This window comes from Coleofasciculus chthonoplastes PCC 7420, from assembly GCF_000155555.1.
GTDB lineage: Bacteria > Cyanobacteriota > Cyanobacteriia > Cyanobacteriales > Coleofasciculaceae > Coleofasciculus > Coleofasciculus chthonoplastes_A.
Map to the genome: position 1 here is coordinate 279,120 of NZ_DS989844.1, position 22,278 is coordinate 301,397.

General features: G+C 46.7%; 20 protein-coding genes and 2 pseudogenes. 10 read left to right on the plus strand and 12 right to left on the minus strand.

The window, feature by feature from the left end; genetic code table 11:
- Positions 1-167: 167 nt before the first annotated feature.
- The 6 genes from MC7420_RS06895 to MC7420_RS06915 all read right to left on the minus strand — a co-directional run bounded on the left by MC7420_RS06895 (position 168) and on the right by MC7420_RS06915 (position 5,385).
- Entirely contained in the window at positions 168-476 is a 309-nt protein-coding gene (locus tag MC7420_RS06895; RefSeq protein WP_052307436.1) for a Uma2 family endonuclease, read from the minus strand.
- A 44-nt stretch (positions 477-520) separates the two neighbouring features.
- On the minus strand, positions 521-658 hold the full coding sequence (locus MC7420_RS39310; protein ID WP_006099410.1) for a hypothetical protein: 138 nt from the start codon (positions 656-658) through the stop codon (positions 521-523).
- 71 nt (positions 659-729) lie between these two features.
- Complete coding sequence (locus MC7420_RS06900) at positions 730-1,299, minus strand: Uma2 family endonuclease (protein WP_006099547.1); 570 nt, start codon at positions 1,297-1,299, stop codon at positions 730-732.
- A gap of 190 nt (positions 1,300-1,489) precedes the next feature.
- Positions 1,490-2,623 carry a hypothetical protein gene (locus tag MC7420_RS06905; RefSeq protein WP_006099454.1) on the minus strand — a complete coding sequence of 378 codons (1,134 nt, stop codon included), beginning with the start codon at positions 2,621-2,623 and terminating at the stop codon, positions 1,490-1,492.
- 36 nt (positions 2,624-2,659) lie between these two features.
- Complete coding sequence (locus tag MC7420_RS06910) at positions 2,660-3,940, minus strand: aminotransferase class I/II-fold pyridoxal phosphate-dependent enzyme (RefSeq protein WP_006099353.1); 1,281 nt, start codon at positions 3,938-3,940, stop codon at positions 2,660-2,662.
- A gap of 428 nt (positions 3,941-4,368) precedes the next feature.
- Positions 4,369-5,385 (minus strand): LysR family transcriptional regulator, encoded by a 1,017-nt coding sequence (locus tag MC7420_RS06915; RefSeq protein WP_006099506.1) that lies wholly within the window; start codon positions 5,383-5,385, stop codon positions 4,369-4,371.
- 240 nt (positions 5,386-5,625) lie between these two features.
- Here MC7420_RS06915 and MC7420_RS06920 point away from each other — a divergent pair, with 240 nt between their 5' ends.
- Positions 5,626-6,303, plus strand: coding sequence for an NnrU family protein (locus MC7420_RS06920; RefSeq protein WP_390434988.1), 678 nt, complete (start codon positions 5,626-5,628; stop codon positions 6,301-6,303).
- Positions 6,304-6,392: 89 nt separating this feature from the next.
- Positions 6,393-6,788, plus strand: coding sequence for a thioredoxin (trxA, locus tag MC7420_RS06925; protein ID WP_044205538.1), 396 nt, complete (start codon positions 6,393-6,395; stop codon positions 6,786-6,788).
- Between the two features lie 225 nt (positions 6,789-7,013).
- Here the strand turns inward: trxA and MC7420_RS06930 are convergent, their stop codons facing one another.
- The 3 genes and pseudogenes from MC7420_RS06930 to MC7420_RS06940 all read right to left on the minus strand — a co-directional run.
- Entirely contained in the window at positions 7,014-8,078 is a 1,065-nt protein-coding gene (locus MC7420_RS06930) for an IS200/IS605 family accessory protein TnpB-related protein (protein WP_006099172.1), read from the minus strand.
- Positions 8,079-8,097: 19 nt separating this feature from the next.
- A complete protein-coding gene (locus tag MC7420_RS06935; RefSeq protein WP_006099260.1) occupies positions 8,098-8,508 on the minus strand; it encodes a hypothetical protein in 411 nt (136 codons plus the stop codon).
- Positions 8,509-8,525: 17 nt separating this feature from the next.
- Positions 8,526-8,747: pseudogene (locus MC7420_RS06940) on the minus strand (IS607 family transposase); the annotation flags it as partial.
- 110 nt (positions 8,748-8,857) lie between these two features.
- Here MC7420_RS06940 and MC7420_RS42340 point away from each other — a divergent pair.
- The 5 genes and pseudogenes from MC7420_RS42340 to MC7420_RS41195 all read left to right on the plus strand — a co-directional run.
- Positions 8,858-9,135: pseudogene (locus tag MC7420_RS42340) on the plus strand (IS607 family transposase); the annotation flags it as partial.
- 66 nt (positions 9,136-9,201) lie between these two features.
- Positions 9,202-10,740, plus strand: a complete 1,539-nt coding sequence (locus MC7420_RS06945) for a hypothetical protein (protein WP_044205679.1) — start codon at positions 9,202-9,204, stop codon at positions 10,738-10,740.
- A 232-nt stretch (positions 10,741-10,972) separates the two neighbouring features.
- Positions 10,973-13,027, plus strand: coding sequence for an NAD(P)H-quinone oxidoreductase subunit 5 (locus MC7420_RS06950; RefSeq protein WP_006099446.1), 2,055 nt, complete (start codon positions 10,973-10,975; stop codon positions 13,025-13,027).
- A 163-nt stretch (positions 13,028-13,190) separates the two neighbouring features.
- Positions 13,191-14,636, plus strand: coding sequence for a photosynthetic/respiratory NAD(P)H-quinone oxidoreductase subunit D1 (gene ndhD1 / locus MC7420_RS06955; protein WP_006099416.1), 1,446 nt, complete (start codon positions 13,191-13,193; stop codon positions 14,634-14,636).
- A gap of 14 nt (positions 14,637-14,650) precedes the next feature.
- Positions 14,651-14,896, plus strand: a complete 246-nt coding sequence (locus tag MC7420_RS41195; RefSeq protein ID WP_006099357.1) for a hypothetical protein — start codon at positions 14,651-14,653, stop codon at positions 14,894-14,896.
- Between the two features lie 67 nt (positions 14,897-14,963).
- Here MC7420_RS41195 and MC7420_RS06960 read toward each other — a convergent pair whose 3' ends face one another.
- The 3 genes from MC7420_RS06960 to MC7420_RS06970 form a co-directional block, all read right to left on the minus strand.
- Positions 14,964-15,269 carry a hypothetical protein gene (locus tag MC7420_RS06960; protein ID WP_044205540.1) on the minus strand — a complete coding sequence of 102 codons (306 nt, stop codon included), beginning with the start codon at positions 15,267-15,269 and terminating at the stop codon, positions 14,964-14,966.
- Between the two features lie 293 nt (positions 15,270-15,562).
- Positions 15,563-16,471, minus strand: coding sequence for a GTPase Era (gene era / locus MC7420_RS06965; RefSeq protein ID WP_044205682.1), 909 nt, complete (start codon positions 16,469-16,471; stop codon positions 15,563-15,565).
- A 237-nt stretch (positions 16,472-16,708) separates the two neighbouring features.
- Complete coding sequence (locus MC7420_RS06970) at positions 16,709-17,836, minus strand: succinylglutamate desuccinylase/aspartoacylase domain-containing protein (RefSeq protein ID WP_006099366.1); 1,128 nt, start codon at positions 17,834-17,836, stop codon at positions 16,709-16,711.
- Positions 17,837-17,938: 102 nt separating this feature from the next.
- On the opposite strand from MC7420_RS06970, the gene aroC reads away from it, so the two are divergent.
- The 3 genes from aroC (at position 17,939) to argZ (ending at position 22,196) form a co-directional block, all read left to right on the plus strand.
- Positions 17,939-19,033, plus strand: a complete 1,095-nt coding sequence (gene aroC / locus MC7420_RS06975; protein ID WP_006099301.1) for a chorismate synthase — start codon at positions 17,939-17,941, stop codon at positions 19,031-19,033.
- A 7-nt stretch (positions 19,034-19,040) separates the two neighbouring features.
- Positions 19,041-19,889 carry an MBL fold metallo-hydrolase gene (locus tag MC7420_RS06980; protein ID WP_006099472.1) on the plus strand — a complete coding sequence of 283 codons (849 nt, stop codon included), beginning with the start codon at positions 19,041-19,043 and terminating at the stop codon, positions 19,887-19,889.
- Between the two features lie 198 nt (positions 19,890-20,087).
- The gene (argZ, locus tag MC7420_RS06985) at positions 20,088-22,196 is read left to right on the plus strand and encodes a bifunctional arginine dihydrolase/ornithine cyclodeaminase (protein WP_006099187.1); all 2,109 of its coding nucleotides are present in this window, start codon (positions 20,088-20,090) and stop codon (positions 22,194-22,196) included.
- The last annotated feature ends 82 nt before the right edge of the window (positions 22,197-22,278 follow it).

The window sequence follows — 22,278 nt, forward strand, 5'->3', positions numbered from 1 at the left end:
ACCCAAGGCTAAAAGCTTAAGTCAGCTAAAGCTGACTAGATAAGCATAGCCAGGAAATAAATTTCCGGCTGAAAGCTAAAGTAAGCTTTAGCTTACTGGAGAAGTCTTTGAACCCGTTTAAACGGGTTTAAGCTCTTAGCCCAGAGTTTGAACTCCGGGCTGATTTTCTATTGATTTTGTAAAAGTTCTCGAATTCGTTGGCGAAACAACCGCACGGCTGTTCGCTGTCCCTGGAGATTACTTTGTTCAATAAAACCGGGAATCTCGGTTACAGGTAAAAAGGGAAACGTCATGCTTTGTTCTCTCGGTTCATATTCTCCTTCAACTAATTGATAAACCTGGAGAGTTTGACGAGTATATCTCCACAATTCTGGAACACCCAGCGCCGCATAAATAGATTGTTTATCAACAGAGGAACTGGTATAATCTGACTCAATATATAATACCAGGTAGGGTGGGTTAGGCGGTAATTCAATTCAAAAAATCACCATTTAATTTGGTGTCCGCCGTAACCCACCAATCACAAGGCTTGTAGTATATTAATTAACAATACTGTGTAAATTGGCGCAAAGAGATTGGCGCGATCGCACACTTGTAATCCAAAATCCGCATTTTTTACCCCATTTTTGCCACGGCGATTAAAATCGCTGCTACACAAACAAAGTCCGCCTACGCGGACTGAATTATAACGGGGGCGGGAAACCTGGATTTAATATAATTTAATATAATTTACAAACGCTGTCCCAGTTTCAACCAGGAGAATACCTGTTCAATAGTTAGCTGTAGACTGAGGAAATCGGGTACAGGTAGTCTATCCTCTGGTTGTCGTATAATTTCTGGTAATTGATTGGGATAAAAACAGATTACTGCTTTCTCATGGGGGTCAATTAACCACCCCAAACGGGTTTGATCTCTGAGACAGAATAAAATATTATCTGTTACCTTTGTTTGTGACCGATCTGATGAAAGAATTTCAATTGTCCAATCTGGAGAACATTCAAATACGTTTGCTACTTCTCCATCAGCATCGAAGGGAATTCTCTCCCATTGAAATACCGCAACATCTGGCACAATAGAGCGTCCGCCAAACGTGCAGCGCAATTCTGGGAAAGCATAAGCTATTTTTTCAGGAAATCCCACCTCGTTTACTGTATTGGCGAGGCATATTTGGAGAGTGCTGTGTTTCCCTTGTGGTATGGGTTTTTGATAGATTTTACCGTCCATAAATTCTCTAGGTGGTTGGGTTTCAGGAAGTTTGAGAAAGTCAGCTAGGGTGAGGGTTTGAGTTGTTGTTGTCATAGTGAACTGCCCTTGATACCTTGATTCAATTGTATTACCTGCCTAAGCTAGGCGTGATGATCAAGTATTGTTTACCCCATTTTTGCCACGGCGATTAAAATCGCTGCTACACAAACTAAGTCCGCCTACGCGGACTGAATTATAACGGGGGGCGGGAAACCTGGATTTAATCGCTAACCGCATCAACTGACTACAGCGTTTTTTCATAAATTCGATAGGTTTTATAAATTGTCCCCCCCGACGCTTCAATCAACTTACGAGACGGGAAATTATCTTCCCAAACCCAACCTAGTTCTGCTCGCTTATAGGGCTTGCCTTTCTTAATTCCCCCTTGCATACCCAAATAAATTAACGCCAGCGGCACCATTTTGCGGCGATATTCTGGCAATGAAGCAATCGCAATTACCCGTCCTTGGTCAATCTGGCGACGATGCCAAATAAACTTAAGAATTCCTAGCCAGTTTAGTTTACCCTTAACGTGTTTTAGGGGAATATTATAGTCCGGTAATCCCATAAAAAAGCCGATCATTTCACCCTTGTCTTCGGCAATGGGAAAAACATCTGGATCAACTAAACTCTGTAATGACTTGGCTTCTTCTAGAAATTCGGCTTCCGTTCTCGGTGCAGAACTCCAGTTGTTGGCAAAGGCACGGTTAAAAAGGTGATAAAGGCTGATACAATCTTGTTCAAATCCTTCCCCTTTGGTTCTAATCGGACGAAACGTAATACCCGATTTACAGGCAATCTGATAGGCTTTCTTAAATTTATCCGATAAGGGCTTATCTAAAGGAAAATCATAAGCATAAGTATCCTTCGCTTTCTGCCAGCCATCTTTTTCCAAAAATTCGGGATAGTAGGGGGGGTTATAGGGCATCATCACCATGGGCGGTGTATCAAAGCCATCGACCAAAAATAAACAATTATTGTGGGTCGATAAATCAATCGGTCCCCGCGCCACAGTCATTCCTTGTTCTCGTAACCACTGACAAGCCGCATTCAGGAGAGATTGCGCGATCGCGCAATCTGGGACACACTCAAAAAATCCAAATAAACCAACCGTTTTTCCCTCTCGTTCAATTAACCGTTGATTCACCGCCGCCACAATTCGCCCCACCGCTTGGGAAGGGTGGGACGAGTCGAGGGCAATAAATTGCTGTAATTTGCCGTAGCCAAAAAAGGGATTATCGGGGGCAAATTGCTTCGCTACATCGCTACGCAGCGGCGGTATCCAATTGGGATCATTCCCATAGACTCGTGCAGGCACATCCAGAAACAAGTCCTGGTCGGCTGGAGTGGTTACAGTGCGAATTTTGTCATTTGTCATTTGTCATTCGTCAAATAACCAATAACCCAAGACGAGTTAGGCGCTGATCATGGGTTTATATAAAAAATCTCGTGTTGCTACCATGGCGGCGACTAATTTATCCATTTCCTCCTTAGTATGCAGAGCATTTGCCGTCATCCGGATACGGGGTTTAGCAATAAACCAAATGGGTGATACCCAAATCCCATGATTCTCTAACATATACTGACCAAACAATTTCGGATTAATTTCTGAGGGTAAAATAACCGGGATCACGTTCGTTTCACCAATGGCATCAAATCCGGCTTCGACTAAGCGCGATCGCAAGTAGCGAGTATTTGCCTGAAGCTTTTTCACCATGTCGGGATGACGGCGCACCTGACGGATGCTCTCTAAGGCGGCGGCTGCTAGAGGTGGCGACAAGGAAACCGTACCGATAGACGTGGGCGAAACATTTAATAAGGGAATCAATTCTGCCAGAGGACTGCTAATTGCCGCCCCTGCTGATGCGGCAAACTTAGAGAATGTGGTCATAATCAGCGGCACAACACCTTGCTCCATGGTGTATTGGGGTAGGATGCCAAAATGCTCATAGATGCCGCCACCTGTCGCCCCAATCGCCCCACTAGCATGAGCTTCATCCATCACCAAGACACTGCCTTCGTAATGTCGCAGCACCTCGATCATATCGGGGAGGGGGGCAATATCCCCATCCATGGAGAACACTGCATCAGAAATCACCATAATTCGATCTTGGGGACGAGCATAGCGACGCAGTTTCCGCGATAAGTCCTCTACATCACAGTGGCGATAGGCTCTCACCCGCACACGCGGACTATGACCAAATAACTTTCCAGAACGAGTTCCCGCGTTGACGACGGCTGAGAGAATACAGCCATGGTTGAGGACATCAGTCAAAATTAATGTCTCACGGGTATGCTGAAAGCCAGGAACGGGAATAGCCAAATGGCAGAACGCATCCATTAGGGCTTGCATCGCCATCCACGCATTCAAAAAGAGTTGGGTATGGGGTAGGTGCTTAAACTCCGAAATCTCTTGCTCGAGCTGCCGATGCAAATCGATGCGACCACTCAGGACTGAGGTTGAACTGTTGGACGTACCATATTGAAAAATAGCATCAACCGCTGCTTGGCGAACCGCCTCGTTCTGAACCAGACCCAAGACATCATTCGTACAGAACGTGAGAACCGTCTGACGCTTTCCTGTGGCGACTGATTCTATCTCGACTAAATTTCCCTGCTTTTGATGGCAAACATATTCGTCGGGCGCTAATCCACTTTCGTACCACCGCTGGACGTACTCTTTGACAACTTCCACAACCTTACTCCTCTCACCTTTTCCTAGATAGACTACCGCTTCTAGCTAAAAATGTGTGTTTTTCTCTCAACTTTAAGTGATTATCCCGACTGAATATCAAGCTCCATGTTGGCGATTTTATAGAGTACACGGTAATCCTATATAATACGGGGTGATTGGACAGGGCGGCTTATGACAGACAATAATGCTGGCACATTGGCGATCGCTCTGGTTGGTGCTTTTTTAATTTCTGCTCTAGCAGGGTAGCATAAAAAGCAACCCCCTGCGGGATTTGTTTTAATCCAAGCCTCCGGAATACCCCACAGACAATTCATTCCCGAGTAGAGGCACGACATGTCGTACCCCTACAGGTAGCTTAATCTTGCTCCTACACTCTCACACCTCTACACTCAGGCAATTTCAACCGAAAACCTTTCGAGCAATCTTCCTTAACCTGTCGATTGAGACGATGCAGGTTGAGACGATGCCGAATTCAATTTAGGAGCAGTTATTGGCGGCGAGGAAGGGGGTTTTTCTTCCCATCCTGGAGGCGCAAACTGGGGCAAAATTTCCCGACTGAAGGCTTCGGCGGCTTTGGAACGGTAGCGATGGGGATTGACGATTAAAGACAGCGTTCGCTTCACCACGACGCCTTCTATCGTTGCTCGGTGTAAGACACCCATTTGCAATTCTTTTTCGATGGCTGAAATAGATACAAATGCTGCACCCAATCCTGATTGCACGGCGTTTTTAATTGCCTCAATTGAGTTGAGTTCCATCTCAATCTTCAGGCGTCGGGTATCAATATCACAGCGCGTGAGAACCTGGTCGATTACCTTACGAATCGTGGATTGGGAGTCGAGTGCAATAAATTGTAACTTATACAAATCCTCCTTATGCACGGTTCCCACCTTTGCCAGGGGGTGGAAGGCGGGTAAAATGAACGCCAACTCGTCTTCCGAGTAGGGCATAATATGTAACGTTTCTTGAAGTTCCGTGGGGACTTCACCGCCAATGATAGCTAAATCAACCTGTCCATTGGACACAGACCAAGAAGTACGGCGCGTTGAGTGGACTTGTAATTGTACCGACACATCCGGATACTGCTGTCGAAACAAGCCAATCATTCGAGGTAAGAGATAGGTTCCCGTGGTTTGAGAGGCGCCCACAATCAGCGTCCCACCCTGGAGATTCTGTAAATCCTCAATCGCCCGACAGGTTTCCTGACAAAGGGTGAGAATCTTTTCACCGTAGCTTAGGAGTAAGTGTCCGGCTTCTGTCAATTGAGCGCGACGCCCGCCTCGGTCAAATAAGGGGACATCAAGCTGTCGTTCCAAGTTTTGCACTTGTAAACTCACAGCCGGTTGGGAAACGTACAAACTATCCGCCGCACGTTTAAAACTCCCCTCAGAAGCGATTGCTTTGAGAATCCGGAGTTGATCGAGAGTGAAAGGAAGGTCAGACATAGGAGCTAAACCATCAAAAAAGGAGCAATAACAGGCAATCCCAGGGGGGTTGAAGATGGGATTTAACGTCAACGATAGTAGGAATTGCCAACAACGAACGTGTAAACCTGTGCCTGAAATCGACAGTAACACAACACGGGATCAAGTCCTTGAGTATTCTTGCTAGGATAAATTGGGCAACTTTCAAGGGCATCAGGATTTATGGGGGTCTGGACTAACGTGACATCCAGTCATTGGGTAATGGCTGGACTACTTTTGAGCTTTGCGATCGCGCATAGTGGTCTAGCTGCATTGCGACCTTGGGCTGAACAACGGATTGGCGCGAGGTTCTATCGAATTTTATTTGCTCTGGTTAGCCTATCTCTTGCTGTTGTATTAATTATTTACTTTTTCAACCACCGCTATGATGGGATTCAATTGTGGCGGGTGCAGGGAATTCCGGGGATCAAGTCCCTAGTCTGGTGGCTTTCAGCGGTTTCTTTTTTGTTTCTGTACCCTGCTACATTTAACCTGTTAGAAATCGCCGCCATCCAGAAACCCCAAGTTCATCTCTACGAAACCGGAATCATTCGGATTACCCGACATCCGCAAATGGTGGGACAGGTAATTTGGTGTATTGCTCACACCCTCTGGATTGGCACAAGCTTCACTCTACTCACCTCGGTAGGATTAATTTTGCACCATTGTTTTGGCGTTTGGCATGGGGATCAACGGCTTTCCAAACGCTATGGCGACGCCTTTGAGTCTGTCAAGGAGCGTACCTCGGTTTTTCCTTTCCTGGCGCTAATTCAGGGACGCCAAACCCTGAAATGGGAAGAATTTATCCGTCCCGCCTATCTAGGCGTAATTGGCTTTGTCGGCTTGTTGTGGTGGGCGCATCCCCTACTTATGCGAGCAACTGCCCAAATAAATTGGTAAAATTAGCGGATTTGTTGTTCAAATAATCCCAATTCGATGTAGCATGATCCCAAGGAAGCGAGTAAAAATTCAATAGAATTCGAGGGATCATGGTGTTGTCGGTGAACGAGCAGACGTTTAAGCAATACGTTTTAGAAAACTCCAAGATGGTTCTGGTTGATTTTTGGGCACCTTGGTGTGGGCTGTGCCGCCTAATCCAGCCAATCTTGGAGGACGTACAGCAGGAATGGAGCGATCGGATTGAAGTGGTGCGGGTGAATGCGGATAATAGTCTCAGGCTTGCCAGTACCTATCAACTCAAATCTTTACCCACCTTGCTTTTATTTGAAAACGGTCAGTTAGTGGAGCGATTAGAAGGCTTTCAAGGACGAGATGACTTGCGCTTGGCGATTCAAAATTTGATCGGGAACAATCAATCGCAGTTTTCCGCCTCTATTGGCGGAGGTTTAACTCATACTACCAGTGCAACTCAATCAGCCGCCTAGCTAGTGCAAAAAAGCAGGAGGCAGAAGGCAGGAGGTAGGAGGGGAGAAAGCTTATACAGTAAGATTTGCAATCTACAAAACTTAGTACAGTGCCGTGTCAACCGCTCAAAAATATCTGTGCAAACCTATGCAAGATACGCCGTCATGCGGTACTAACGACTTCCCGTCGGATTCTCACCGACCTCTCTAAGCTCCCCGAAGGGATTGACAGTAGCCGATGACGGTTCATCCGGTGATTCCCCATCCGCAGCAGAGCGTAACAAGCGAGTAGACTGTTAGTCTAGGCTGGTAAAAGGAGTGGCGAGACGAACCTTTGAGGAGTTTCGCCACCAACCGCCAGTGTGACCAGACGTGCTTCCGTGGTTCCCTTCCTTGGTAGGCGGTTCTGGCTGGCAGTCTTTCCGATAAAAACATCCCACGTCGCGCTAGCACAAAGGCAGCAGCTGTGGCAGAGTTCATTCCATAAGTAGACATGAACTTAATCAATCCAATCCAGCTACTGTAAGCCGGATTGACCTCAATCACTTGGATGCCCAGTTTGAAGCATCTAGCTAATAGAAGTTTAAGAAATTTTGAGTAAGCCAAGTTACTCAGCATACGGCGAGCCCTTGCATTTAGTTCGCGCAACCGTTTTTTCTTATCGCTAAAGTCGAGCTTTTCGACAACGATGGGGCGCTTATGTTCTAGGGCGAGGTTTGTCAGTTGGGTTACGACATCAACCAAGAGAGCCTCAGTACGTCCTTTAGGTTGAGACTGGATATTAACCTTGAATTGACCAAAGCCATCCAGATTTCCGTCAAAGTCAGTCATCGCCCAGCCGATACAGTTGGGATTGAGATCTACACCAATAGCTCCCCAAGAAACGGGGGCAGTTATCCTGGGTGCCGGTTCGACATCAAAGGTGATATGGATTTCCCACTCCGTTAGACTTTTTTGAATGAATCGATAGGTTAAAGCTTGCTTGTTGTACCAGGCTGTTGCTAGGTTATCGGTTCCATGTTTGGGTAAACGGATAGGAAACTGAATATATTTCCCATATCGCAATTCTAGTCCATAAGGAACTCGAATATGAAGTTCGGAGCCGATTAAGTCCAACTGGCAAATCTGATTTCCGTAGGATTCATCCTTGGAACCAACCATCTCCACGGTATACTTGTTCCCCAAGTTTACGTGCAAGGGAGACGCTTTGATATTGGATATCTTCTGCTTTAACTTGTGGGCATACCGTTTCTTCTGATGAAGTTTGACTTGGGCTTGCCTGTATCGGGTTAAATGATGAGGACACCGCATTGGGCAAGCGTCTGGGTACTTAGGCTTGAGGGACTTGGGAACTTTCTTCTTTTTCCCTCGGTTCACCTGTTCTACGGCTTGTAGGTAATCGGAGTGTGCTTTGATTTTCTTTTCTAAATTCTGGCTGGACTTCGGTTGTGTGTTTGAGTTTACCCTGAAGTTGTTCTAAGTGATTGCGACGACAAACTTTAGCCGACTTAACTGCACCTTCAACGTAAGCGATGATGCTGTTCGCTTGTCGCTTATTAATGTCGTGGTTTTGCTGTAGCTTAGTATTCAGCTTTGACTTACTCGGAGGGGTTTGCTCCAAGAGCAACTTCAAGGCATCAATCTTGGCATCATAGCCGACAGTCGCCGCGTCATTCAAAAACGCAACCGCCCCACGGTTGGTTGTTGTCGTGACATAAGTGCGGGATTGGGCTTGAGTCATGACCGCCTAAAAATCTATAGTAGCAAGGCTTGTCGCTCTAAGTCATTTTTCTGGTCATGGCTTGAAACACGAGCGTAGGCAATCGTTTTGCGGTTTTCCTTGAAATCAATAAGTGTATCGATATCGTAACGCCGATGCCCTCCTTGTGTTCGCACCGACTGAATCTTTCCTTCTTTTTCCCATCGCCTCAAGGTGTCTATCGACACTCCCTTGACGGCGGCGGCTTCCCCTATAGACAATAATCGACAAGCGAGATTTTTAAGTGAAAACCGCGCTTGTCGATTATAGGTAAATCTAGGTATTTGGGCTACTGCTGCAAACCCCCCAAGAAGCAGCTACTCTACTAGGTGTGACGGTCTTGCACGTTGCACCGATGGGAACTCAACGGCTCTCATACGAGCTTCTCGGACGGCTGGCGGTCATCGTCGATACGATATTGTTGACTTAATTGGCAATAAATCGGGTAATGAATTAACCGTTGGTTATGCCAGAGTATCTAGTCACGACCAAAAAGACGATTTAAATAGACAAGTTTTAGTTTTAGAAAGCTATTGTGCCAAACAGGGATGGGAATTTGAGATTATTCAAGATCTCGGTAGTGGCATGAACTACAAAAAGAAAGGACTGTATGGAAGTCGAAGTCATAAGCACAAAAAAAATAGTGACCGAACTGAGGGAGGTAGCCAAAAAGCTATGACGACGATAACTTATTGCAAGGGCTTGCCAACTCCCGCCGATGAACTTAACCCCATCGGTTTCACCGACTTGGAGATGTTTTTAACTTCATTGTCCGATATATTTTATCAAGCAACAGTTGAAACAGTTAACCATTTATTAAATAAAGAAATAAAATTTAATCAATCCAGTTGGAATAGTCTTATGCAAGAGAAATACGGAATCAGTAAGCGTTATGCTAATGGAGTAATTTCATTAGCTAAAGGAAAAACTGCCTCAGCTACATATTGTAGAAAAAGACAGATAAAGCAATTAAAATCACGAGTTCAGTCAGGGAAAGATTGGGTAGCCAGAGCCACAAAGAAAATTAATTTAGCTCGGAAGTTCTATGGAAAAAAGAACTGGCAATCCTCCAAAAATGGCTGCAACTTTCCCTTATCGTCAAACCTCAAGACGAGAAAAACTAACTGGCATCATTTGCGTCAAGGTTTGCATCACAAAAAGCGATATATCCACCGACTTCAAAATCAAATTAAACATCTATTGAGGGCGAAAATTAGAGTGAAGGTATCCAGAGGGTCAGTATTTATTGTTGGTTCAAAGGATGAAAGTTATGGGAATCAAACTTGTCAATGGTCTGGGGATACACTCAAGTTGACGCTTCGACTTCGCTCAGCGTCAACACCGAGCGAAGCCGAGGTGTTGAGAGTCCCCGGTTGTCTGGAAACCAAATTTGGGAAATATGTCACATCAAAAATTGGCAGCTTCTCAAGAAAAATTAATAGATTACCCAATAGTGGGGCGAAAACATGGCACTTCTATAGAAAGGAGAATCGATGGGTGGTTGCTGTTCAATTCACGCCCGCAGCGGTGGAGAAAGTTAGTAGAGAAATTCAGTATGGTGCCCTGGGTATCGATCTAAATCCTAGTTCTATCGGTTGGGCTTATGTTGATGGTCAAGGAAATTTAAAAGCTCAGGGAACTATTCCTTTTCAGTCAGGTTTACCCAAAGGTAAACAAGATGCTCAAATTGTCGATGTTTGTTTGAAATTGGCAGCTTTAGCCAGGAATTTTGCCTGCCCCGTTCTGTGCGAAAGCTTGGATTTTTCCACCAAGAAAGCTCAATTAAGAGAGCGTGGGAAAAAATATGCTAGAATGCTTTTTGCCTGGGCATACAGTCGTTTTTATCAGATTTTGTCATCGATTTTATCCAACCGAGGAATAACTATAAAGTTGTGCAATCCAGCTTACACGAGTTTGATAGGCTGTGTTAAATATAGTCGGATGTATGGACTATCATCTGATGTGGCAGCTGCCCTAGCAATTGCCAGAAGAGGAATGAATTTGAGTGAGCGATTGCCGCGCTCTGTGTCCGCCTATCTCGGAGTGAATCCGAGAAAGCACGTATGGAGCGCTCTATATCAATTTAATAATTTTATTGGTCGATGCCCTGTAGTCAATCGTAGACACGATTACTATAGTGTCTCTAACTGGGAGCCGTTGGTTAAGGCTGATATCGAGCAACAATGCCGGGTATCAGCCAAGCGTAAGCGTTAATGGTTATCGACCAAAAGTTACACCGTGGACTTATACCAAGACAGAATTACTTATGGGTAGGTTTGTCTAGGTTTTTAGAAGCGGTAGTTTACTCCACTTATCCTCTTCATCTCCCCAATCTCCCCAATCTTCCTCATCTCCCCTTAAGTCAGGAAGTCGGGTAGGATATCAAATGTCACACTTGTTTACAGTTTGTCAAAATAGTAAAGAAATCTAAAGTAAGCTGTCTTCCATGGAACCGCTTTATCAATATGCCTGGTTGATCCCGGTCTTGCCCTTGGCAGGGGCAATGCTAGTCGGCTTAGGGCTTATCTCATTCAACAAAACCACGAATCAGCTACGGCAGTTATCCTCCGTGTTCGTCGTCTCCCTGCTGGGGGCGGCGATGGTGCTGTCATTTGCCATCTTCTGGAGTCAATTTCACGGACATGAACCGTTTACCCGTACCCTGGAATGGGCAACAGCGGGGAATTTTCACCTGATGATGGGGTACACCATCGACAACTTAACCGCGTTGATGCTAGTAGTCGTTACCACCGTCGCCTTTCTGGTCATGGTGTATACCGACGGCTACATGGCACACGACTCCGGTTATGTGCGCTTCTATGCCTATTTGAGCCTGTTTAGTTCCTCAATGTTGGGTCTGGTGATTAGTCCCAACCTGATACAGGTTTATATTTTCTGGGAACTGGTGGGCATGTGTTCGTACCTACTCATCGGATTCTGGTACGATCGCAAAGCCGCCGCCGATGCTTGTCAAAAAGCATTTGTGGTGAACCGCGTGGGGGACTTTGGTCTCCTTTTGGGTATCCTGGGGCTGTACTGGGCAACCGGTAGCTTTGAGTTTGATGTCATCGGTGCCCACTTAGAGGCTTTTGTCGAATCCGGTTATATTAGCAGCGGACTCGCCGCCCTGTTAGCTGTATTAGTCTTTTTAGGACCCGTTGCCAAATCTGCTCAATTTCCCTTGCACGTTTGGCTTCCTGACGCGATGGAAGGTCCGACGCCCATTTCTGCACTGATTCACGCCGCGACAATGGTGGCGGCTGGGGTATTTCTGATTGCCCGTATGTACCCAGTGTTTGAAAATATTCCTGTGGCGATGACGGTGATTGCCTGGACGGGAGGATTTACTGCCTTTTTAGGGGCAACCATCGCCCTGACCCAAAATGACATCAAAAAGGGTCTTGCCTATTCCACAATCTCCCAGTTGGGCTACATGGTCATGGCAATGGGAATTGGCGCATACAGTGCCGGACTATTCCACCTGATGACCCACGCTTATTTTAAAGCCATGCTCTTCCTCTGTTCCGGTTCCGTGATTCATGGCATGGAAGCCGTGGTGGGTCATGATCCGGATTTAGCCCAGGATATGCGGCTGATGGGGGGATTGCGGAAGTATATGCCCATTACGTCCCTAACCTTTCTAATTGGAACTCTGGCAATTTGTGGGATTCCTCCCTTTGCTGGGTTCTGGTCAAAGGATGAAATCTTAGGCAATGCCTTTGCCGCGTCTCCAGGACTGTGGGTTGTCGGTTGGCTAACGGCGGGACTGACTGCCTTTTATATGTTCCGGATGTATTTCATGACCTTTGAGGGCGATTTCCGAGGCAATATCACCAGCATTAAGGAACAAATTAAAGGGGCTGTGGCTGAACCCGTACCCGCGTTTGGACCTGGTGCCATGGATAGACGGGAATTAGAGGCTGAGGATCATGATCATGGGCATAGTGAGTCGCCCCATGAATCTCCGTTAACCATGACCTTACCTTTACTGTTACTTGCTGTTCCCTCCACTCTAGTTGGTTTGGTGGGGATGCCCTTTAATAACTACTTTGAGGAATTCATCCACGCCCCCGGCGAAACCGTGGCGGAAGTGGTGAGTCATGAAGCGGCGTTTAACTGGAGTGAGTTTCTGGTGATGGCGGGTTCGTCGGTGGGGATTGCCTTAATTGGCATTACCGTGGCATCCCTGATGTACCGGATGGGTCAAATTGACCCGGGTGCGATCGCGAAAAACTTTACATCGCTTTACAACTTTTCCCTCAACAAGTGGTATTTCGATGATATCTATGATCGGATATTCGTCCAGGGAAGTCGCCGCCTCGCCCGCCAAGTGATGGAAGTAGACTACCGTGTGGTGGATGGTGCGGTTAATTTAACCGGTTTAGTTGCCCTGATCAGTGGTGAAGGACTGAAATATCTCGAAAACGGTCGCGCCCAATTCTATGCGCTGATTGTTTTTGGGGCAGTTCTCGGTTTTGTGATTGTTTCTGGGTTGTCTTGATAATGTGTCATTTGTCATTTGTCATTTGTCCTTTGTTCTATCCTGTGGCAAATTGTGTCTGTGTTGTCGCTAGTGAGAGAGTTGGTGAGCTTGATGACGAATGAGGAATGAGGAATGATTAATGACGAATGACTAATGACCAATAACCAATGACGAATGACTAATGACTGATTTTCCTTGGTTAACCGTAATTATTCTGTTTCCCATCGTCGCTTCTCTGGGCATTCCTTTATTGCCGGATCAGAATGGCGTCTGGGAACGCTGGTATGCCCTGATTGTTGGGCTAATTGATTTTACGTTGATCGTTTGTGCCTTTGTCATCAACTATGACTTTGACAATCCGGGCTTGCAATTGGTGGAAAAATATGCTTGGGTACCCACGCTGGACTTGAATTGGTCGGTGGGGGTGGATGGCTTATCCATGCCGTTGGTACTGCTGACGGGGTTTATGACGACGTTGGCAATCCTGGCGGCTTGGCCCGTAACCCTAAAGCCGAAGCTGTTTTACTTCCTGATGCTGGCAATGTACGGCGGTCAAATTGCCGTGTTTGCAGTTCAGGATATGCTGTTGTTTTTCCTGGCGTGGGAACTGGAGTTAATTCCGGTATATTTGCTGCTATCGATTTGGGGCGGCAAAAAGCGCCTGTATGCGGCGACCAAGTTTATCCTGTATACGGCAGGGGGATCGCTGTTTATTTTGATTGCAGCGTTGGCGATGGCATTCTATGGGGATACTGTCACCTTTGATATGCGATCGCTCGCTTTAAAGGATTATGCCCTAAATCTAGAACTGTTGCTGTATGCGGCGTTTCTGATTTCCTACGGGGTCAAGTTACCGATTTTCCCCTTACATACCTGGTTACCGGATGCCCACGGCGAAGCCACCGCACCCGTTCACATGTTGCTGGCGGGGATTCTGTTGAAGATGGGTGGATATGCCCTGATTCGTATGAATGCCGGGATGTTACCCGATGCCCATGCCTATTTTGCCCCAGTGTTGGTGATTTTAGGGGTGGTGAATATCGTGTATGCGGCATTAACGTCTTTTGCCCAACGCAACCTCAAGCGCAAGATTGCCTATTCCTCGATTTCCCACATGGGCTTTGTTTTAATCGGGATTGGCTCATTTACCGACTTGGGTTTGAGTGGGGCGGTGTTGCAAATGGTGTCCCACGGCTTAATTGGGGCGAGTCTGTTCTTCTTAGTTGGGGCAACTTATGACCGCACCCATACCCTAATGTTGGATGAAATGGGGGGTGTCGGTCAAAAGATGCGGAAGATTTTTGCCATGTGGACAACTTGTTCCATGGCGTCTCTGGCGTTACCGGGGATGAGTGGGTTTGTGGCAGAGTTAATGGTGTTTGTCGGATTTGCCACTTCGGATGCCTACAATTCCACGTTTAAGGTAATTGTGGTCTTTTTGGCAGCCGTTGGGGTGATTCTTACGCCGATTTATCTGCTGTCTAATCTGCGGGAAATCTTCTACGGTTCTGAGAATAAGGAACTGGTGGAACACGAGGTTTTACAAGATGCGGAACCGCGTGAGGTGTTTATTATTGCGTGTTTGCTGGTGCCGATTATTGGTATTGGCTTGTATCCCAAGCTATAGCAATCCTAAATAGGATGCAACAAGTGAACGGTTTGAAACCCAGGTATAGCAAGGGTTCCAGTTTTGAAAATTGCCACAACCTAAATAGGATTGCTATAGTCACGCAGATGTATGACTCAACAACACAGCAGTTAACTGCCCGGTTGCGCGGTTCGGTACCGACGTTAGCGGAAGGGAAACCGCCCGTCGTATCCATGGTAGCCCCAGAAATCGGGGGACGCGATCGCGTGGGGTTAAAGGTTCCTCCACCGGTGCGGTAGCGCTTCTGGTTTCAATTTGAGGTAGGGGTACGGCATTGCCGTACCTCTATTTTTTGTGCAGCAAGCCCTAGTTAACAGGCGAATCATCTACCGGATCAGGCTGAGAATTCGGTGGCTCAATACCCTCAATCTCTAAGGGGGTTTCCCTATCAGCCGTTGGATTCACATCCAGTAGCGGCGCCGTTTCAGATTCTTGTTGCAGGCTTTCCTCCGCTTCCGGATTGTCTTCCTGGAGAGTGCGAATTTCTCGCTCTAATTGCTCCCATCCCTGCTCGAAAAATTCTTGAGTGGGAGTTCTGGCTTGAACCATTGCTCCACTCGTTATGCCGATTGTGGTGATAATTGTAGTTAGTATAACAATTGTGAATTTCATGGCGATCGCCTTCCTTAAATTACTGTTGTAGAATACCGAATCTGAAACCCTGCCAGCCTCACCCTGAATCTATAAGAGTTAGAAAAACTTGCCCCGCTTCAGAACGGTAAATCTACTGCTCTTAGCTTGACGTATATTTCTCTTTATGATAAACATTTTAGCCTAAGTTTCAGGAACATGTCTGAAAACTGTTTCCAGAAGAAAAAGGTACAGATGAGCAAAGATGCAGAAGTTGTAGAGAGGTTGCATGCAACGTCTCTACTCTACCTGTTCCCTGTTTCCTTACCAAATAACTATTCCTCCAACCGATACCCCAACTCTGCTAATCTCAGACGAGATTGTCGCCACTTAGGTTGCACTTTCACAAATAATTCTAGATAAACTTTACCCGCAATTAACTTTTGAATTTGCTGACGCGCCGCCGAACCAATGCTTTTCAGCATACTGCCCTTTTTGCCAATTAAAATTCCTTTTTGCGACTCCCGTTCAACGTGAATCGTGGCGAGGATGCGGGTAATTTTAGGTTCTTCCTCAACAGCATCAATAGTAATCGCGACGGAATGGGGAACTTCCTGGCGAGTCAACAGCAGAATTTGCTCTCGAATTAATTCTCCCATAATAAAACGTTCGGGTTGATCGGTGACTAAGTTCGGCGGATAATAATAGGGACCTTGTTCTAGCCGATCAATTAACTGTTCCTGCAAGGTTGCCAACCCGTCACCCGTCAGGGCAGAGAATTTTGTTACCTGCCAATTGTGGGGATCTGCCAGTTGATGATACCCTTCATCTAAGCCTTTCCCTGGCGATTGTAAATCTGATTTGTTAATGCCTAGAATGACAGGTGTTGAGGTTTGGCTGAGTAGATTACTAATGTAGCGATCGCCTCCTCCTGCGGGTGTCGCTCCATCCACGACAAACAGCACTACATCTACCGCTTCAATAGCAATCTTAGCATTTTGTACCAAAACTTTCCCCAGTTGATGATGAGGCTTATGGATTCCTGGCGTATCCACAAAAATCAGTTGAGCATTGTCTGTTGTCAGAATCCCCTGCAAGCGGTTGCGAGTGGTTTGGGCGACGGGGGAGGTGATGGCAATTTTCTGCCCCACCAATTCATTCATTAATGTCGATTTGCCCACATTCGGGCGTCCAATGATACCGACAAAGCCAGATTTAAATCCCTCTGGGGCTTGAGGAATCATTACGGTGTCTGCGTCGGGAATTAAGGTGAAATTGTTGCTGTCTTCCATTTTATAATCTTATAATTTTTTGAGCTACAAAAGCTTTAGTACAATTCTAGCCATAACCGTAGAGACGAATATGGCACATTTGTCTAACTGTAGGGGCGGGTTTAGGTACTAAATTTCGCTATCCACCGATAACGGAAAAACAAAACCCGCTCTCCCCACCAATAACGGAACAACAACATCTATCTTTATCTACATAATTGATAAAACATACTCCCCTTCATTAACCGCATAATTCTTGGCAACGCTAAACACCAAACCATCGGATTCAGCCTGAACGTCAATTATTTGAGGTAAATCCCCCTCTCGATTAAAACTCAGTAATTGATACAAAGGCTGCTCGGCTTGAATTTGACTGCCCAACGGAACTCGTGATTGAATCATCCCCCCGGCTGGAGCGTAGTACGGCTTAATTTGGCTTTTTATGGTAAAGTTAACGGATTGAGAGGTTGTCTTCTCTAAGGGCAGATCTGGAAAATCGACCAATTGTTTTTGTGCCAGATAATTTTTGATCCCCATAACTCCTTTTTTTACCGAGTCGGGATTCATTTCCATCCCCGAACCCAGTTCAAGTGTCCAAGACTCGACATCAAACTGAATCGCTTTACCAAAGGCAGCTAATTGCTTCTCCAATGCCAACCACGGCTTCATAAAAGCTTCGTCAAAGGCATCACCGTCATATTCATTCATTAAAATTCCGCGATCCAAGAGAAAAGCTTTGGCACTTTCCTCACGACTCTGGAAACAATACAAATAATCAATCGCCTGATTGGTGGAACTATGAATATCAATCACATAGTTAGCATCTAAACAAAGGGATTGAAGCTGATAGCGATAGCGTTCAGTAAAAGGAAGTCCGCTAGGAGACTGAAGTGCGTCCAAATGTTGCTCAAAGCTGGATTGAATGTGTTCTAAATAATTGCGGCGGATTTCTTCAGGAGAGTGATGCACCTGAAATTTAGCCAACTCAGTTAAATTATCACATTCTTTTTCGTAGTCCCAAAATATCCGATTCCAATCTTTACCATCGTAGGGATTGAAGCGCCCAGTGGCAAAGAAATGATTCCGCTGGTTAGTACCGATGGGATTACAGACAGGAACTAGCCAAATTTCTCCAGTGAGTTGACTATCCTCTAAGTGGCTGAAAAATTCAATCAGTTGGTGAATGACAGCATTGCCAACAATTTCTGAACCATGGAGATTGGCTTGAATGTATGCCTTTTTCCCAGGGTTAGCGCCCATAAACTTATAGACTGGGATAGAAAGGCGATCGCCTGAGGCAAGATGCTGAATCGGAATTGTGGTAACGGTGGGAACCATAGCGATTGGGTACAGGAAAGTATGATGGCTAGGGTGTAGGGTGGGCGGAGACGGCTAAATCGTTGCTAACATAAGAATCTTAACGGCATCATCTCGATCATTATGGGCAATAGTTTCGGGCATCTGTTTCGGATTACGACTTATGGGGAATCCCACGGCGGCGGTGTCGGTGTGGTGATTGATGGATGTCCACCCCAATTGGAGATTTCCGCCGCAGAGATTCAGTTTGAACTCGATCGCAGGCGTCCCGGACAAAGCAAGATTACCACCCCGCGCAAGGAAACCGATACCTGTGAAATTCTATCGGGCGTCTTTGAAGGAAAAACCTTGGGTACTTCCATTTCTATTTTTGTCCCCAACAAAGATACTCGTCCCCAAGATTACTCAGAGATGGCGGTCAAATATCGCCCATCCCACGCCGATGCCACCTATGATGCTAAATATGGGATTCGCAATTGGCAGGGCGGTGGACGTTCCTCAGCACGGGAAACCATTGGTCGAGTTGCAGCGGGTGCGATCGCCAAAAAAATCCTTAAACAGGTTGCCAATGTGGACATTGTTGGCTATGTTAAACGCATTCATGATTTAGAAGGCATCGTTGATCCCCACACCATCACCCTGGAACAGGTTGAAAGTAATATCGTCCGTTGTCCTGATAGTGAATGCGCCCAACGAATGATAGAAAAAATCGAGTTAATCCGGCGTGAAGGGGATTCCATTGGTGGGGTAGTCGAATGTGTCGCTCGCAATGTGCCAAAAGGACTAGGAGAACCCGTCTTTGATAAGCTGGAAGCGGATCTCGCCAAAGGGGTGATGTCCCTACCCGCTAGCAAAGGCTTTGAGATTGGGTCTGGCTTTGCCGGAACCTTACTCACGGGTTCTGAACATAATGATGAATTCTATCTCGATGATACGGGAACGGTGCGGACGACAACCAACCGTTCTGGCGGCATTCAGGGAGGTATCACAAACGGAGAATCGATTATTTTGCGAGTGGCGTTTAAGCCCACTGCTACTATACGAAAAGAACAGCGTACAGTGACCAGTACCGGTGAAGAAACAATATTAGCAGCCAAAGGACGTCACGACCCTTGCGTCTTGCCCAGGGCTGTGCCTATGGTAGAAGCAATGGTCGCCTTAGTATTATGTGATCACCTACTGCGTCATCAGGGTCAGTGCCATACATTAAAGCCTTAAAATTCCGATGGAAAGCAGTCCTTCCTCTGAGTTCGTTGTCCAATTCTGGGGCGTGCGGGGTAGTATTCCCTCCCCCGGCAAAGAAACCATTCGCTACGGCGGGAACACCTCCTGTGTGGAGATGCGTATCGCTGACAAACGCCTAATTTTTGATGGGGGTACCGGCATCCGGATGCTGGGTAAGAATCTCAAGCCCCAACTCCCCATTGAAGCCTATTGGTTTTTTACCCATTATCACTGGGATCATATTCAAGGCGTACCCTTTTTTGACCCCGCCTTTTTGGAGGGGAATCTGTTGCATATTCATGGCGCTGCACCCGATGGAGTGTCAATGCAACAGCATTTCAAAGAACGGGTATTGCATTTGAATTCCCCGGTTCCGAAACGAGAGATCCAGGCGGATTTGAAGTTCTATGACTTGATCTGTGGCGATACCATGACGCTAGGGGATATTACTATTGAAACCAGCCCCCTGAATCATCCCAATGGGGCGATGGGGTATCGGGTCACTTGGCAGGGACGTTCTGCGGTCTATTGTACCGATACCGAACATTATCCGGATCACTTGGATGAAAATGTACTGAATTTAGCTCGTGATGCGGATATCCTGATTTACGATGCCATGTACACTGACCAAGAATACCACAATCCCAAGTCTCCCAAGGTAGGTTGGGGACATTCAACCTGGCAAGAAGGGGTAAAACTCGCCAAAGCCGCTGGCGTTAAGCAACTAGCGATTTTCCACCACGAACCGAATCATTCCGATGATATGCTCGATGAAATTGCCATTGAGGTAAAAAGTGCTTGCGAAGGTTCGTTTTTGGCAAAGGAAGGACTCATTATTCCCCTTATTTAGAATTGACCGAATAAGGCAGAAGGCAGAGGACAGAGGGTAGAGGGCAGAAGGGGTTGACAAAAGCCGATTGGGTATGACGACTGGAGAGGCGATCGCATCTCCCCTAATCCAGCACTATATCTAGTGTGGGTTGTCCTTTGAAATCCGATAGGATAGGAAATTGGTCTATTGTAAGCGTCTACCCATTAAAAATTGATTATGACTGATTCGATTCGCTTTCTCATGTGCGCTCCAGACCACTACGATGTGGACTATGTGATTAATCCCTGGATGGAAGGAAATATTCATAAGTCCTCGCGCGATCGCGCTGTCGAACAATGGCATAAGTTGCACCATGTCCTCAAAGATCATGCGATCGTGGATTTGGTTAACCCGGAAAAAGGGTGGCCCGATATGGTGTTTACGGCAAATGCGGGGCTGGTTCTCGGTAAAAACGTTGTCCTGAGTCGCTTCTTGCACAAAGAACGCCAGGGTGAGGAACCCCATTTCAAGCAGTGGTTTGAAGCCCAAGGCTACACCGTCTATGAACTCCCTCCAGAACTCCCCTTTGAAGGCGCAGGGGATGCCCTCCTGGATCGGGAAGGGCGTTGGTTATGGGCGGGCTACGGCTTTCGTTCAGAATTGGATTCTCACCCCTATCTGGCAAAATGGCTAGATATTGAAGTCGTCTCCTTACGACTCACCGATGAGCGTTTCTATCACTTAGATACCTGTTTCTGTCCCCTGACGGGCGGCTATTTACTCTACTATCCCCCCGCCTTTGATGCATACTCCAATCGCTTAATTGAGATGCGAGTCGCACCAGAAAAACGCATCGCCCTGGAAGAAGCCGATGCGGTGAACTTCGCCTGCAATGCGGTGAATGTTGACCAAGTTGTGGTGATGAACAAAGCGAGCGATCGCCTGAAGCAACGGTTGGCTGAGGCAGGGTTTAGAGTCCTTGAAACCCCTCTGACGGAATTCCTCAAAGCAGGTGGTGCGGCGAAATGCTTGACTCTGCGGGTGACTGAACCAGTTCGCACTGAAATTCATGCGAATGTCCCGGTAGAAAGTCGCACCATTCGCCTAGAAGGGCATTTGTTAGACTCTGGCTTGATTAGTCGGGCGTTAGATCTAATTGTGGAAACGGGCGGTAGCTTCCAGGTTCTCAACTTCGATTTGGGTGTCCAACGGCAAAGTACCTCCAGCGCTGAGATTCGCGTCTCTGCACCTTCCCATGATGTGATGGAAGAGGTGATGAGCCAACTGATTGAGTTGGGTGCTGTTGCTCCCGTTCAAGAGGAGTGTGATGCAAATCTTGAACCTGTGATTCAATCGGGTGTAGCGCCGGATGACTTTTATGTCTCCACGATTTATCCCACAGAAGTCCGGATTAAGGGTGAGTGGGTGAAAGTCCAAAACCAGCGCATGGATGGGGCAATTGCGATTACCCAGATTGACTCTCAGCCGATCGCTCGCTGTAAAATTCTCCGGGATCTAGAAGTCGGTGAACAGGTGGTTGTTGGTGTGGAAGGAATCCGCACCGTTCACAAGCCGAAAACCCGTGAACAGCGTAGCAGTGAAGAATTTAGCTTCATGGGCGCTGGCGTTTCTAGTGAACGCCGGGTGGAATTAATTGTCGAGCAAATTGCCTGGGAATTGCGCCAAATTCGTGATCAAGGCGGTAAAGTGATTGTCACTGCCGGTCCGGTGGTGATTCATACGGGCGGTTCTCAACATTTATCCCGTCTGATTCGCCAAGGATATGTGCAGGCGCTGTTGGGCGGTAATGCGATCGCGGTTCATGATATTGAGCAATCCCTAATGGGAACCTCTTTGGGTGTGGATATGAAACGGGGGGTTCCGGTGCGGGGTGGACATCGCCACCATCTCAAGGTAATTAATACCATCCGTCGGTATGGCAGCATTGCTGGTGCTGTGGAGAAAGGGGCATTGACAAAAGGGATTATGTATGAATGCGTGACACATAACGTTCCCTTTTCCCTAGCCGGTTCCATTCGCGATGATGGACCCCTACCGGATACCCAGATGGATTTAATTAAAGCCCAAGCTGACTATGCCAAACTGCTGGAAGGGGCGGATATGATTTTAATGCTGTCCACGATGCTGCACTCCATTGGGGTAGGAAATATGACGCCATCTGGGGTGAAAATGGTGTGTGTAGATATCAATCCCGCCGTTGTTACCAAGTTAAGCGATCGCGGTTCCTTGGAATCCGTGGGTGTAGTTACTGATGTGGGCTTATTCCTGAGTTTGTTGGTACAGCAGTTGGATAAATTAACCAGCCCTTATCAACAATCTGCCTAACGGATTGAGGATTTCTCATAAAAAATGAAGGATAATTTTCATCCTTCATCTGTTATCTAAATTTGGCTGGAAAGCACCATTG

Bases quoted from the DNA above. Each gene is read 5' to 3' on its own strand.
- MC7420_RS06900 (WP_006099547.1), bottom strand. From the start codon at position 1,299: ATGACAACAACAACTCAAACCCTCACCCTAGCTGACTTTCTCAAACTT.
- MC7420_RS06905 (WP_006099454.1), bottom strand. From the start codon at position 2,623: ATGACAAATGACAAAATTCGCACTGTAACCACTCCAGCCGACCAGGAC.
- MC7420_RS06915 (WP_006099506.1), bottom strand. From the start codon at position 5,385: ATGTCTGACCTTCCTTTCACTCTCGATCAACTCCGGATTCTCAAAGCA.
- MC7420_RS06920 (WP_390434988.1), top strand. From the start codon at position 5,626: ATGGCTGGACTACTTTTGAGCTTTGCGATCGCGCATAGTGGTCTAGCT.
- trxA (WP_044205538.1), top strand. From the start codon at position 6,393: ATGGTGTTGTCGGTGAACGAGCAGACGTTTAAGCAATACGTTTTAGAA.
- MC7420_RS06930 (WP_006099172.1), bottom strand. From the start codon at position 8,078: ATGCGGTGTCCTCATCATTTAACCCGATACAGGCAAGCCCAAGTCAAA.
- MC7420_RS06935 (WP_006099260.1), bottom strand. From the start codon at position 8,508: ATGACTCAAGCCCAATCCCGCACTTATGTCACGACAACAACCAACCGT.
- MC7420_RS06945 (WP_044205679.1), top strand. From the start codon at position 9,202: ATGACGACGATAACTTATTGCAAGGGCTTGCCAACTCCCGCCGATGAA.
- MC7420_RS06950 (WP_006099446.1), top strand. From the start codon at position 10,973: ATGGAACCGCTTTATCAATATGCCTGGTTGATCCCGGTCTTGCCCTTG.
- ndhD1 (WP_006099416.1), top strand. From the start codon at position 13,191: ATGACTGATTTTCCTTGGTTAACCGTAATTATTCTGTTTCCCATCGTC.
- MC7420_RS41195 (WP_006099357.1), top strand. From the start codon at position 14,651: ATGCAACAAGTGAACGGTTTGAAACCCAGGTATAGCAAGGGTTCCAGT.
- MC7420_RS06960 (WP_044205540.1), bottom strand. From the start codon at position 15,269: ATGAAATTCACAATTGTTATACTAACTACAATTATCACCACAATCGGC.
- era (WP_044205682.1), bottom strand. From the start codon at position 16,471: ATGATTCCTCAAGCCCCAGAGGGATTTAAATCTGGCTTTGTCGGTATC.
- MC7420_RS06970 (WP_006099366.1), bottom strand. From the start codon at position 17,836: ATGGTTCCCACCGTTACCACAATTCCGATTCAGCATCTTGCCTCAGGC.
- aroC (WP_006099301.1), top strand. From the start codon at position 17,939: ATGGGCAATAGTTTCGGGCATCTGTTTCGGATTACGACTTATGGGGAA.
- MC7420_RS06980 (WP_006099472.1), top strand. From the start codon at position 19,041: ATGGAAAGCAGTCCTTCCTCTGAGTTCGTTGTCCAATTCTGGGGCGTG.
- argZ (WP_006099187.1), top strand. From the start codon at position 20,088: ATGACTGATTCGATTCGCTTTCTCATGTGCGCTCCAGACCACTACGAT.